General features: G+C 30.5%; 14 protein-coding genes and 2 pseudogenes. 3 read left to right on the forward strand and 13 right to left on the reverse strand.

Annotated elements, in window-relative coordinates; genetic code table 11:
- The 3 genes and pseudogenes from AJN69_RS04750 to AJN69_RS10605 form a co-directional block, all read left to right on the forward strand.
- On the forward strand, positions 1-255 hold a 255-nt coding region (locus AJN69_RS04750), incomplete at its 5' end, for a methyl-accepting chemotaxis protein (protein ID WP_032600453.1).
- A 134-nt stretch (positions 256-389) separates the two neighbouring features.
- A pseudogene (locus tag AJN69_RS04755) lies at positions 390-1,533 on the forward strand (PhoX family protein); the annotation flags it as partial.
- Between the two features lie 86 nt (positions 1,534-1,619).
- On the forward strand, positions 1,620-1,742 hold the full coding sequence (locus AJN69_RS10605; protein WP_370659185.1) for a hypothetical protein: 123 nt from the start codon (positions 1,620-1,622) through the stop codon (positions 1,740-1,742).
- A gap of 38 nt (positions 1,743-1,780) precedes the next feature.
- Here AJN69_RS10605 and AJN69_RS04760 read toward each other — a convergent pair.
- The 13 genes and pseudogenes from AJN69_RS04760 to rpmE all read right to left on the reverse strand — a co-directional run bounded on the left by AJN69_RS04760 (position 1,781) and on the right by rpmE (position 12,094).
- A pseudogene (locus AJN69_RS04760) lies at positions 1,781-3,355 on the reverse strand (GMC family oxidoreductase).
- A 152-nt stretch (positions 3,356-3,507) separates the two neighbouring features.
- Positions 3,508-4,053: a gluconate 2-dehydrogenase subunit 3 family protein gene (locus tag AJN69_RS04765; RefSeq protein WP_186820495.1), complete on the reverse strand. Its 546-nt coding sequence runs from the start codon at positions 4,051-4,053 to the stop codon at positions 3,508-3,510.
- Complete coding sequence (locus AJN69_RS10060) at positions 4,047-4,223, reverse strand: twin-arginine translocation signal domain-containing protein (RefSeq protein WP_172671516.1); 177 nt, start codon at positions 4,221-4,223, stop codon at positions 4,047-4,049. The genes AJN69_RS04765 and AJN69_RS10060 overlap by 7 nt, the downstream gene beginning before the upstream one ends.
- A gap of 169 nt (positions 4,224-4,392) precedes the next feature.
- Positions 4,393-5,331: a thioredoxin-disulfide reductase gene (trxB, locus tag AJN69_RS04770; RefSeq protein WP_002857228.1), complete on the reverse strand. Its 939-nt coding sequence runs from the start codon at positions 5,329-5,331 to the stop codon at positions 4,393-4,395.
- Between the two features lie 133 nt (positions 5,332-5,464).
- Complete coding sequence (gene trxA, locus AJN69_RS04775; RefSeq protein ID WP_002778629.1) at positions 5,465-5,779, reverse strand: thioredoxin; 315 nt, start codon at positions 5,777-5,779, stop codon at positions 5,465-5,467.
- Between the two features lie 56 nt (positions 5,780-5,835).
- Complete coding sequence (locus AJN69_RS04780; RefSeq protein ID WP_044778703.1) at positions 5,836-6,174, reverse strand: YraN family protein; 339 nt, start codon at positions 6,172-6,174, stop codon at positions 5,836-5,838.
- The gene (locus AJN69_RS04785) at positions 6,174-7,421 is read right to left on the reverse strand and encodes a homoserine dehydrogenase (protein WP_044778705.1); all 1,248 of its coding nucleotides are present in this window, start codon (positions 7,419-7,421) and stop codon (positions 6,174-6,176) included. Before AJN69_RS04785 ends, AJN69_RS04780 begins: the two co-directional genes overlap by 1 nt.
- Positions 7,422-7,424: 3 nt before the next feature.
- On the reverse strand, positions 7,425-8,627 hold the full coding sequence (locus AJN69_RS04790; RefSeq protein WP_070210176.1) for an LL-diaminopimelate aminotransferase: 1,203 nt from the start codon (positions 8,625-8,627) through the stop codon (positions 7,425-7,427).
- A gap of 11 nt (positions 8,628-8,638) precedes the next feature.
- Complete coding sequence (locus tag AJN69_RS04795) at positions 8,639-9,445, reverse strand: hypothetical protein (protein WP_002860973.1); 807 nt, start codon at positions 9,443-9,445, stop codon at positions 8,639-8,641.
- Entirely contained in the window at positions 9,439-10,377 is a 939-nt protein-coding gene (locus tag AJN69_RS04800; RefSeq protein WP_044778708.1) for a membrane protein, read from the reverse strand. The genes AJN69_RS04795 and AJN69_RS04800 overlap by 7 nt, the downstream gene beginning before the upstream one ends.
- Positions 10,370-11,053: a 23S rRNA (guanosine(2251)-2'-O)-methyltransferase RlmB gene (gene rlmB / locus AJN69_RS04805; RefSeq protein ID WP_070210175.1), complete on the reverse strand. Its 684-nt coding sequence runs from the start codon at positions 11,051-11,053 to the stop codon at positions 10,370-10,372. The genes AJN69_RS04800 and rlmB overlap by 8 nt, the downstream gene beginning before the upstream one ends.
- 13 nt (positions 11,054-11,066) lie before the next feature.
- Positions 11,067-11,891, reverse strand: coding sequence for a 16S rRNA (cytidine(1402)-2'-O)-methyltransferase (gene rsmI, locus AJN69_RS04810; protein WP_070210174.1), 825 nt, complete (start codon positions 11,889-11,891; stop codon positions 11,067-11,069).
- Positions 11,892-11,893: 2 nt separating this feature from the next.
- Positions 11,894-12,094 carry a 50S ribosomal protein L31 gene (gene rpmE, locus AJN69_RS04815; RefSeq protein ID WP_002860977.1) on the reverse strand — a complete coding sequence of 67 codons (201 nt, stop codon included), beginning with the start codon at positions 12,092-12,094 and terminating at the stop codon, positions 11,894-11,896.
- Positions 12,095-12,119 lie beyond the last annotated feature (25 nt).

Consider the following 12,119-nt stretch of genomic DNA (forward strand, 5'->3'; position numbering starts at 1 on the left):
CTAGCTGAGAGAACTCAAAAGTCTTTATCTGAAATAGAAGCTAATACTAATTTACTTGTTCAATCTATCAATGATATGGCAGAAAGTATTAAAGAACAAACTGCAGGTATTACTCAAATCAATGATAGCGTAGCACAAATTGATCAAACTACTAAAGATAATGTTGAAATTGCTAATGAATCAGCTATTATTTCTAGTACAGTAAGTGATATAGCTAATAATATCTTAGAAGATGTTAAGAAGAAGAGGTTTTAATTAGTCATTTATACCTAGTGAAAAACTAGGTATAAATTTTTCCTTCGATTTAAATTTTTCATCAAAATTTCTAAAAAGTTTCTAAATATTTTTATACTTCCATTGTTTTAAATTTTAATATGAAGTAAAAACAAATGGAAAGAAGATTGTTTTAAAAGGTTCAGCCTTAGGTTCTATGGTGGCTTTTTTGCAAGTTCAAATTTAAGTGCTACTATGCTCAAGGATAAAGATTTGCTAGGTTTTAAAGCTGTTAGTGCAAGCACACAAGATAAAGTTATAGTACCACAAGGTTATGAAGCAAAGGTTTTAATTTTTTGGGTGATCCACTTTTAGTAAAGCAAAACCTTATGATGAAAATAAAATCATCGATATAAATGTAGTTAAAATGCTCATTTGGTTTTTTAGAGATAACGATGATGGTATGAGTTTTTTCCACTTTCAAAAAATAGAGCAATTTTAGCCGTTAATAATGAATATATAAATCCTGAAATTATATTTAATCATCCATAGCAAAAATTTAAGCAAAGAAGATGTTTTATATGATCAATCCAGTGTGGGTGTGAGTATCTTAGAAATCGAAAAAAAGATGATGATTGGACTGTTTTTAGACTCTAAGTATAACCGCAGAATCGATGCAAACACTAAAATGCAAGTAAGTGAGCAGCTAAAAAAGAAGTTTTAAAAAATGAAAAATTTATTCATGGAACTTTTGCAAATTATGCAAATGGACAAACACCTTAGGGAACTTATATCACCCGTGAAGAAAATTTTGACGATTTTTTGAAGTTTAGGTGAAAATTTAGAATTTTGATGAAATATTTGATTTAGCTAAAAATATCGATGAAATCAATCTTTTTAATATAAAAATATGCCTTAAAAGAACTTCTTTAGGGTGTTTAAACATGTAAATATAGGAATTATCGTAAAAAAGACGGGTTTATATGGGTGAATGACGAGTTATTTTTAAATTTATTAGTAAACACAAATATAAAAAAGGTGCTAATATAGCAAAATTATTAGATGAAAGCATTTTGTATATAGGACAGTTTAATGGTAAAGTGGGAGATTTTAAAAGATAGGGAAAATGGATAGCAAGCCACAAGCAAAGTGGTTCTAAAGAAGTATTTGCAATACTAGCAAATAATAAAACCACCAAGAACCTATCTCTTGATGAGCTTAAATTTGATAGAGATGGAAGACTTTGGATGCAAACAGATGGATCTTATCTAATAAAAATGAATACGAAGGTATGGGAATAACTGCATGCTAACAGTAAATCCAAAAATAGGGAAATCAGACGCTTTTTAACAGGGTTTATTGCTTGTGAATTAACAGGGATTGTTTTTAGTGAGGATTATACTACAATGTTTGTAGGTATACAACACCCAAGAGAAGGTTTAAAAGGTAGTACTTTTCCTTATGGAAAAACGCCAAGATCGAGTGTAATGATGATAAGAAAACTTGATGGTGGAGTGATAGGAAGCTAATAAATTCCAAGCTTAAGGCTTGGAATTTAATTACTGCATTAGCAATTACCAGTTTTTAAATATTTTATAATAGCTTCGCTAGCACGATAGGCTAAAGCATTTAAGGTTAAGGTAGGGTTGTAGCCTGGATTATGTGGAAAATTTCCTGCACCTACGACAAAAAGATTGTTAACATCCCAATGTTGTAAATAAGGATTAACTACACTTGTGCTTTTATCTGTACCCATTATAGTTCCGCCAGCAATATGGGTAGAAGTATACCAACCATTTGAAACTACTCCATAATCTCCTAATTATGGCGAAGTGTAAATATTTTGCGCTCCCATTTCTTGCATGATGCTTTTTAGTTTTGGAAGCATAAAATTATAAAGATTTTTATCTTGTTTGGTAAAATTATAGGTTACGCGGATAAGTGGTAGTCCATAAGCATCTTTATAAGTTGGATCAAGGGATAAATAATTACCTATATAAGGAATAGATGCACCTTGAGCTCCAATATAAGTAAATCGAGTATAATTATAAATAGAAGCTTTTTTAAATTCGGCTCCCCATGAAGGTGTACCTGGTTTAATTGGATTTGATGCTATAGGTCTTGCTCCATTTTGGGAAATTCTAAAGCTTGCTCCATGAATAAAATCAAGTTTAGAATGATCGAAATTATCCCCATTAAAATCATCTATCCAATTGCAAAGTGCCCCAGCTCCAAGATAAGAATTAAATGGATCTTTGAAAAAACCATTAACACTAGGTGTGATTTGATAACTATAATTTTTTCCTAAAGTTCCTTTGCCTGTTTTTGGATTATAAATTTCGCCTATATTAGAAATCATTAAAAGTTTAGCATTGTTGAAAACATAAGAGCCTAGCATAACCACTTCTGCAGGCTGGATAAATTCTTCTAAAGTTAAAGTATTGATAAATTTTACCCCTGTAGCTTTACCATCTTTATGCAAAATTTCTAAAACATTAGCATGCGTTTTAATATCTAAGTTTTTAGTTGCTAAAGCTGAAGGTATAGTTGTTACTATAGGAGAAGCTTTTGCACCATATTCACAACCAAAATGCTCACAAAAAGCACAATATTGACATGCTCCCAAGCTTTGTTTATCAGGATTTGTATAAGTTTGAGATGAGTTTGAAGCAGGAACCATGCAAGGATGATATCCAAGTTTTTTGGTTGCTTTATCAAATTTTTTTAACATAGTTGTTTTTTCTAAAGGAGGATTAGGATAAGGATTGCTTCTTTTTCCTGAGAAAGGACTTTTATCTTCTCCAGAAACTCCCATCATTTTTTCAGCTTTGTCGTAGTAAGGTTCCATTTCATCATAGTTTACACCCCAATCTTGAATAGTGTATTCTTTAGAAACTTTATTTTTGCCATATTTTTCTTCTGTTAAAGATTTTATTTGAAAGTCATAAGGTAGAAAACGATAACTCATACCATTCCAATGAACTCCTGCTCCACCAACATTATTACCGACATCAAAAGCATAATTTTTTCTCATTGGTAAAGCAATTTCATTATCATTATTCCTAACACATATACTTTCTTTACTTAAATCTTGTTTCATTGCAGCATTATTTACATATTTATACTCATCATGCGCACCCAAAAAATCCGAAGTATCTTGATGTCCACCCCTTTCTAAGGCGACAACTTTAATCCCTGCTTTAGCGCATTCATTTGCAACAATAGAAGAACTCCAACCTAAACCTATAACAACAACATCTGTTTTTTTTAAGTATTTTTGCCATTTGTATTCCTTTAATGTGACATATCAGCCAAAGAAATAGGCTCTATCACTTCAAATTTATCTCCATCTAAAACTTGAGCTGCGTAAGTCATTTGAGCGCCTGGGAATTTTTTCATGCGCCAAGCTTGCATATTTGCATTGCCGCCATAAATTGGATCAGCATAAACTCCTGTTATAGTTATGCTTCTTAACTCTGTAAAAAAATCGCTTGCTTTTATCTTATCTCCAAAAGAAACCTTTGTTTTATCTTGTTCAAAAGCTCTTAAGACTTCATCTTTTTGTTTTGCGCTAAGCTCTACAAAGCCTTTTTTATAACGAAGTTTTGCTTCTTCATCTAAAGCATTTACACCCATTTTAAAAAGTTCAGCTCTAGTTAAAGGATATTGATAACCTTGATTTTTCTTTCCTTGTATAAAAGGTCCAAAGCGATAATCTTTTGCTCCACTTCCGTAATTTCCTGCAAGTTCATTATCTATAAAAATAGCTACACCTAATTTTTTAGCACCTGGTCCTAAATCATCTTCGGGAAAAATTCTTTCTACTGCTTCACTCAGAATATCAAGTTGTGCAGAATTATTAAAAAAATTCTAGCACGATAATTTTGAGTAGAATTCAAATTGTTTTGATTGTGCGTATGAGCAAAAACCATACTTGGTGCGCTAGCACCTACTAAAGCAAACAAAGATGAGGCTTTAAGAAAATTTCTGCGACTTTGTTTTTTGTCCATGTTTATTCCTTCCTTATTTTTTTAAATGTGTAATTATGTAACAAAATTAAGTATAATTTAAATTATATTTAATAATATTTATAAAACGTTATGAAAAAATATTTTATATTTTTAAGGAGTATTGATATAAAGATTTAGGCTAGGAATTCTAGCCTATAATAAGAAAAAATCAATGCAAGCTTTCTATATAAGCCATAGCACTTAATGCAGCTACAGCTCCATCACCTGCAGCACAAATCACTTGCTTAGGTGCATCTTTTCTAAGATCTCCTGCGGCAAAAAGTCCAGCAACACTAGTTTGCATTTTAAGATCAACACTTACTTGCCCACCTTCTTCCATATTGCATAAAAACTTACCATCGTCTTGTTTTAAAATTTCATTTCTTACATTAAGACCAACAAAAGTAAAAATTCCTGGAACATTTAAATCTCTAATACTACCATCTTTTAATTTTACTTTTACACCAGTAACACCCATTTTATCACCATATACTTCATCTACACTTGCACTAGTAATGAGTTCTATTTTTTCATTTTTCTTAACTTTTTCTACTGTAGATGGAGCTGCTCTAAACTCATCTCTGCGGTGGATAAGATAAACCTTAGAACAAATATTTGCTAGATACAAAGCTTCTTCTAAAGCCGTATCTCCACCACCTAAAACTGCAACTTCTTTATTTTTATAAAAAAATCCATCACAAGTTGCACAAGTGCTTACACCTTTTCCAAAAAATTCATCTTCGCCTTTAAAACCTGCTCTTTTTGGAGCTGAACCTGTGCAAACTATCACAGCTTTAGTAAGTTCTGTTTTACCACCTTCTAATTTGATGGTAAAACTTCCATCACTATTTTTTAAAATTTGTTCTACTCCAACCATTTCATGTTTTAAACCAAAGCGCATACATTGTTCATTCCAAGGAGCCATAAAAGAAATTCCATCCATAACTTGGGCTACACCTGGATAATTTTCTATTTCAGAACTTGAGGTAATTTGTCCGCCAGGCATACCTTTTTCAAACATTACTACATTCTTAAGACCACCTCTAGTTGCATAAAGTCCGGCACTAAGTCCAGCAGGACCTCCACCTATGATTGCTACATCTAACATCTACATTTCCTTTATATTGAATTTTATTATTAATAATGATATAAAAATTATTCTTAATAGTAGTTAATAAAAATTATTATTTAGTATAAATTTGAAATTTTTAAGAAGAAGGCTAGTTATACTAGCCTTTAGTTTATAGTAAAGAGTTTAGTTTATCACTAATTGCTTGTTTAGATTGTGCACCAACGAGTTGATCTACAACTTCACCATTTTTAAAGAAAATAAGCGTAGGAATAGAGCGAACACCAAATTCAGCTGCTAAATCACCTTGTTCATCTGTATTTACTTTGCAAATTTTAGCTTTACCATCAAAGTCATTTGCAAGTTCATCAATAACTGGAGCAAGCATTCTACAAGGTCCGCACCATGGAGCCCAAAAATCAACTAAAGCTACACCTTCTTTTGCTTGAGCAAAATTATCACTTGTTAATTCAATATATTTTCCCATAATTTTTCCTTTCTTTAATTTTTGTCTAATTGTATTTTATTTTTTTAAATATCAGCTTAAAAACTTATATTTTCGCAAAATTGTATCACATCATTTTTAATGCAAATCAGATCAATCTGAAAATCCGATGAAATTCCATTTTTAAGATGATAAAATTCTATAGTTTTTAAAATTTTTTCAAGTTTTTTTCTATTCAAACGCTCGGAAGCTTCATAATCATTTTGAGTAAATTTAACCTCTATAAAATGTAAAATTTCATCTTTTTTGGCTATTATATCGATTTCTCCAAATTTAGAATGGAAATTTCTTTTTAAAATTTCAAAGCCTTGTTTTTTTAAAAATTTACAAGCCTTATCTTCACCTAAAATTCCATCTAAATAAGCTTTTACACCCATTATTCTATACGCATCATAAAAGGCTTGGTTTTTATAAAATCTTGTTTGCGTAAAATTTCAAGCAAATTTTGTATGCTTTTTTCATAAGTTAAATGTGTAGTAAAAAATAAAGTACTGTAATTTTCATCATTTTTTTTAGGTTTTTGTAAAAAACTATCGATAGAAATATTATTTTCACTCATCAATTGTGTGATTTTAGATAAAACCCCTATTTTATCTTCAACTTTCACCCTTAAATAATATTTTGTATAAATTTCATCTTTGCTTAAAAGCTCGTATTCTAAAGTATTCACAAAACCAAGCATTGGTGCTTTTACCTGATCTCTTGCTATATCCATAAGATCTGAAATCACAGCACTTGCAGTGGCCTCTCCTCCTGCTCCTGCTCCATAATACAAACTTTCACCCAACAAATCTCCATTAATACTTATAGCATTCATCACTCCATCGACTTTTGCAAGCATTTTTTCTTTATCTATCATAGTAGGATGCACTCTTAATTCTACTTTATCTTCACGCACCTTGGCTATACCTAAAAGTTTTATGGTAAATTCAAACTCATTAGCAAAATACATGTCTTCAGGCGCAATTTCGCTAATACCCTCGATCAAAATATCTTCAGGTTTAGCTTTAAGATTATAAGCGATACTTGATAAAACAAGCAGTTTATGAGCTGCATCTTGTCCTTCTATGTCAAAAGTTGGATCAGCTTCTGCATAGCCTAAATTTTGAGCTATTTGTAAGGCTTGTTTAAAACTCATATTTTTTTGACTCATAGAACTTAAAATATAATTACTCGTACCATTTAAAATCCCTTTTATAGCTAAAATATTATTTGCACTTAAACCTTCTTTTAAAACCTTTATAATAGGAATTCCTCCAGCCACACTTGCTTCATAACCAAAGGCTAAATTTTTAGCCAAATTTTCAAGTTCATAACGATGATAAGCAAGCATAGCTTTATTTGCAGTAACAACGGCTTTTTTCTTTTTTAAAATTTCACTCACTATTTTAAAAGCTTCATCCACTCCACCCATTAACTCCACAAAAACATCTACATCAGCATTTAAAATTTCTTCAACGCTATGAGTAATTGGAATTAAAGCGTTTTTTTTAGGACTTCTAGCAAGAGCGATCACAGGAGTTATGCTTTGCCCACATCTCGCACGAATAAGTTTATTGTTTTCTAAAAGAAATTTAACCACTGCACTTCCAACAGTGCCATAACCAAGAATTGCTACTTTCATAACTTACTCTTTTAAATATTTTTTGATATTGCGTGCAGCTTGGCGTATGCGATTTTCATTTTCAATTAAAGCAATTCTTACATACTCATCACCTGCTTCGCCAAAACCTACCCCAGGACTTACTGCAACACTAGCACGTTGTAAAAGTTGCTTTGAAAATTCTAAACTTTTTAAATGTCTTTTGCTTTCAGGGAGTTTTGCCCAAACAAACATACTTGCTCTTGGTTTTTGAAGTTTCCAGCCTGCATTTTCAAAAGCTTCAAGTAAAATGCGCATTCTTTTATCATAAGTTGCACGGATTTCATCCACACAAGTTTGATCTCCATCTAAAGCTATGGTAGCTGCTACTTGAATAGGTGTATACATACCATAATCAAACCAAGATTTTATTTTTTTAAGCGCGCTGACTAAGCGTTTATTTCCTACTACAAAACCTACACGCCAGCCTGCCATATTGTAAGATTTTGAAAGAGTGTAAGTTTCTACCGCTACATCTTTTGCACCTTCAATTTCCAAAATAGAAGGAGTTTTATAGTCATCATAAGTTGAATCTGCATATGCAATATCTGAAATAATATAAAATCTTTCTTTTTTTGCCGTTGCTATCAATCTTTCATAAAAACTTTTCTCACAAGTTACTGTTGTTGGATTATGCGGGAAATTAACAACGACATATTTTGGACGCGGGATGCTTTCATTTAAAGTTTTATGTAAATTTTCAAAAAATTGATTTTCATCAAGCTCAAATTTTTCATTATAAGCTAAAGGCATTTTTGCTACATTGCCTCCTGCTATAATAAAAGCTTGAGTATGTATAGGATAAGCAGGAGTTGGCACAATAGCAACATCTCCAGGATTTATAATCGCTCTTGCAAGATTTACAAAACCCTCTTTTGAACCCATGGTAGCTACAACTTCATTTTCAGGATCTAGATTGACATTATATTTTCTTTTATACCAATTACAAATTGCTAAGCGAAGTTTATAAATCCCCATGGATGTAGAATATCCCGAGGTTTTATCTTTGTTAGCGCTTTCACAAAGTTTATCTATAATGTGTTGTGGAGTTTTACCATCGGGATTTCCCATTGAAAAGTCGATGATATCCTCTCCAGCACGTCTTGCTGCCATTTTTATCGCATTTACTTCTGCGAAAACATAATTTGGAAGTCTTTCTATGGTATTAAAACGGATTTCATCAAACATTTCTTAATCCTTTATTTTTTAAGTGTGATTTTTAAACCCCTGCGTATATTATCTAAACTATACATATCGCTTACAATAGCATATATAGCACCATTTGGAATAAGTTCTGAAAAATGATTATTTTTATTTTCGCTTTTTACTGCTTTAATTAGATTTAGATTTTTATCTAAAAAGAAGATTTTAGGAAACCAATTGTCTAAATCATTTGCATCAATAATCAAATTTGTAGCATTTTTTAAATCAAGCACATAGTCTTTAAGGGGTTTTTCTAATGATTTTGGAGTATTTAAATTAACATTTGTATTGGTTTTTAATACAGCATTGGAAAAATTTAAATCATATTCATAATCATATGCCCCAATACGCTTAATATTATCTATATAGACAGAATTTTCTTTTAAGAGATTGTAAAGCGTTCCAGGATCTAAAACATATTGGGATTCTACTTGTATGGTATAGTCAATATTTCCTTCTCTTAAAATCAAATCTGTAGGGATAAAATATATATATCCAGCATCTGTTAAAACATCGGATAAAATTTTAAAAAACATAACTTCATCAGCTTTTGCTTTAAAATTTAGTCTTAGACTTTGAGGATTTGATAGTGTTAAGGCAATTAAAGAATTGGTTTTTAATATTTGAGATATTTTTGCAATATCACAATTTCCATTATTATCTATGTAAGAATTATTTGAAAATAATAATTCTAGTTGAGAATTTTTACTAGGATTGTTTACTAAATTTTTTGCCAAATCAAGACTTGAGATTGCAAAAGATATATTAACATAAAGAGTAAGAATAATAATTTTTTTTACCATTCTTTACCTTTATTTAATTTTGCAAATTCAGCAGCTGAAATACTTGTAATTTTTCCATCTTTAATCAAGAAACGTTTTGAAATTCCTGCAGGAAATTTTTGTTCTTTATTTTCTTGATCAAACATTGTTAAAGCTGCAGCTCCTGTTAAAATTAACTGATCTTTATCTAAAGAAATATTAAAATCTTTTTCTTTAACAAAGCTTGTTTTTTTAAGGCTTTTTAAATCTATCAAACCTATCCAAATCTTGGTAGAGGTTTTAAAATGTGCTTCTTTTAAAGAATCAGTTTTTGGTGTATTTATGTCTTCTTGGATTTGGGTATTTTTTTCTTCATCGAGTAAGGTTGTGTTATTTTCACTGATATTATTTTCTATGCTTATGTTTTTATCATTTTCTTGTAACGAGATGTTTTGGCTTGGTAAAACGCTCTCTGTTTGATTTGTTTCTTGTGCTTTATTGTTGTCTATAACAACAACATTATTTCCACCTAAAGATTTTAAATTTTCTTGTGCTTGTCCTATGATATCTATAACTGTTGTGCTAGTATTATTTTGTTCATCTTTGAAAAAAGTTTTAAGTGTATCAAAATAATAAATTCCACTTCCTATAATCACTAAAACAATAAGAACAATCAAAAAAGGCCAAGCATTAGAGGATTTTTGACTATAAGCATCTAGTTTTGGGGTTATCATTTTTGATTTTGTTTGTGGAGTAGGATTGTTTTCGTTAAGATAAGCTTCATACTCTTCATTAAAATCACTAAAGTCGAGTTCGTATTCTCTGCTTAAAATTTTAACAAAACCTTTAACATTAAAACGACTTAAAACAGCAAAATTCTTTTCTGCTAAAGCTTCAAGAAAATCAAGTTCAATTTGCGTTTTTGCTGCAACTTCTTTTAAATTTAATTCTTGTATTTTTTTCCAATTAAGCATTTAACATCCTATCACAAAGTATTGCAAAAGCAGCGCTGACATTAAGACTATCAAAATTATTTTTCATCGCAATGCCCACACATTCATCGCATTTTTTTACAATTTTAGAGCTTAAACCAAAACCCTCACTACCCAAAACTAAAACTTTTTTACCATTGCTTATTTTTACACTGTGAATTTCTTTTCCCGAGCCATCGCTCGCATAAAAATAAAAACCCACTTGTTTTAGTTCATTTATTACACTTAAAGCATCGTTGCTTATCACAATAGGTAAATCAAGAGCCGCTCCGCTGCTTGTGCGAATTACTCCTTCCATGGCTAATTTTTCACCAATAAAAATTAAAGCCCCAACCCCTAAAGCATAAGCTGTACGCGTGATAGCCCCTATATTTCCTACATCGCTAATTCCATAAAGCATAACAATAAAATCATTTTTTTTGATCTCATTTAAATTCGCAAAAGAACTTTCTTTAATATCTAGCAAAAAACCTTGATGATTTCCACCTTTCGCATAAGCTTGAGCAGTTTTAAAATCAAGTTTTTTGATTTTAAAACCTGATTTTGCGATTTTGGAAAAAGTAGTTTTATCACATTCTTTTGCTAAATAAAGCTCATTGATATAGTCTTTATGATATTCTAAAATATAAAAAAATATTTGCTTCCCATAAACTATCATATTAAAATTTTACCTAATCTTGACTTAAAAGCAGTTTTTGATAAATTTCTTTTGCATTTTTTCCATTGATCTTTGATAATAATTTTGCTTTTGCTTTTAAAGACAGCTCTAAATCCATAATATCTTTTTCACAAAGAGTATTTTGCAAAAAATTTTGCTCTTTTGATTGCAGTACTACAACCCATTCACCGTTTAAATTAGACTTTTTTAAAATTTCAAAAAGCTCTTTAGCATTGCCTTTAAATTTATTTTCAAATTTTTTACTGATTTCTTTAATCAAAAAAATTTCTCTTTGGCTGTCTAGAATCATAATTTGTTCTATCAAAGATAAAATACGCTTGGGGGATTCGTAAATAATACTTGGATAAGGAAAGTTTAAAATTTTTTCTATATCTTTTTGTCTTTCTTTGCCTTTATTGGCTAAAAAACCGATAAAGATAAATTCTTTTTGACAAAATGCCGAGCTTACAAGAGCAACTAAGGCTGCATTTGCACCTGGTAAAATTTCATAGGCGATATTATTTTCTTGTGCAAATTCTACCAAAGCCTTGCCAGGGTCACTAATCCCTGGCATTCCTGCATCGCTTAAATAAGCTACATTTTTTTCAAATATTTTTAAATCAATACTTGCTAAAACCTCTTTTTCATTATGGGAGTGTAAGGCTATAAATTTAGAAATATGAATATCAGTGTGAAATTTCGCATTTAATAACGAAATTAAAGACTTACTTATTCTCGTATCTTCACAAAACACAAGATTGCAAGTCTTTAAAAGTTCTAAGGCTCTAAAAGAAATATCGCTTAAATTTCCTATGGGAGTAGGAATAAAATAAAGCATAATTATTGCATTGCGTATTTTTTCTTAAATTTCTCTACACGACCTGCAGCATCTACAATTTTTTCACTACCTGTAAAAAAAGGATGGCAATTTGAACAAATATCTACTTTTAATTCTGCTTTGTTTGACTTTGTTGTAAAAGTATTTCCACAAGCACAACTTACTTTGCATTCTACGTATTCTGGGTGAATTTCTTTTTTCATTAGTTTTCCTTAAAAATTAAAACAA

It is taken from the genome of Campylobacter sp. BCW_4338, from assembly GCF_001763255.1.
Taxonomy (GTDB): Bacteria; Campylobacterota; Campylobacteria; order Campylobacterales; family Campylobacteraceae; genus Campylobacter_D; species Campylobacter_D jejuni.

Excerpts from the sequence above, each read along its gene's own strand:
- AJN69_RS04785 (WP_044778705.1), bottom strand. The coding sequence starts at position 7,421 with ATGAAAGTAGCAATTCTTGGTTATGGCACTGTTGGAAGTGCAGTGGTT.
- AJN69_RS04790 (WP_070210176.1), bottom strand. The coding sequence starts at position 8,627 with ATGTTTGATGAAATCCGTTTTAATACCATAGAAAGACTTCCAAATTAT.
- AJN69_RS04780 (WP_044778703.1), bottom strand. The coding sequence starts at position 6,174 with ATGGGTGTAAAAGCTTATTTAGATGGAATTTTAGGTGAAGATAAGGCT.
- AJN69_RS10605 (WP_370659185.1), top strand. The coding sequence starts at position 1,620 with ATGTTTGTAGGTATACAACACCCAAGAGAAGGTTTAAAAGGTAGTACT.
- AJN69_RS10060 (WP_172671516.1), bottom strand. The coding sequence starts at position 4,223 with ATGGACAAAAAACAAAGTCGCAGAAATTTTCTTAAAGCCTCATCTTTG.
- rsmI (WP_070210174.1), bottom strand. The coding sequence starts at position 11,891 with ATGCTTTATTTTATTCCTACTCCCATAGGAAATTTAAGCGATATTTCT.
- AJN69_RS04795 (WP_002860973.1), bottom strand. The coding sequence starts at position 9,445 with ATGGTAAAAAAAATTATTATTCTTACTCTTTATGTTAATATATCTTTT.
- rpmE (WP_002860977.1), bottom strand. The coding sequence starts at position 12,094 with ATGAAAAAAGAAATTCACCCAGAATACGTAGAATGCAAAGTAAGTTGT.
- trxA (WP_002778629.1), bottom strand. The coding sequence starts at position 5,779 with ATGGGAAAATATATTGAATTAACAAGTGATAATTTTGCTCAAGCAAAA.
- trxB (WP_002857228.1), bottom strand. The coding sequence starts at position 5,331 with ATGTTAGATGTAGCAATCATAGGTGGAGGTCCTGCTGGACTTAGTGCC.
- rlmB (WP_070210175.1), bottom strand. The coding sequence starts at position 11,053 with ATGATAGTTTATGGGAAGCAAATATTTTTTTATATTTTAGAATATCAT.
- AJN69_RS04800 (WP_044778708.1), bottom strand. The coding sequence starts at position 10,377 with ATGCTTAATTGGAAAAAAATACAAGAATTAAATTTAAAAGAAGTTGCA.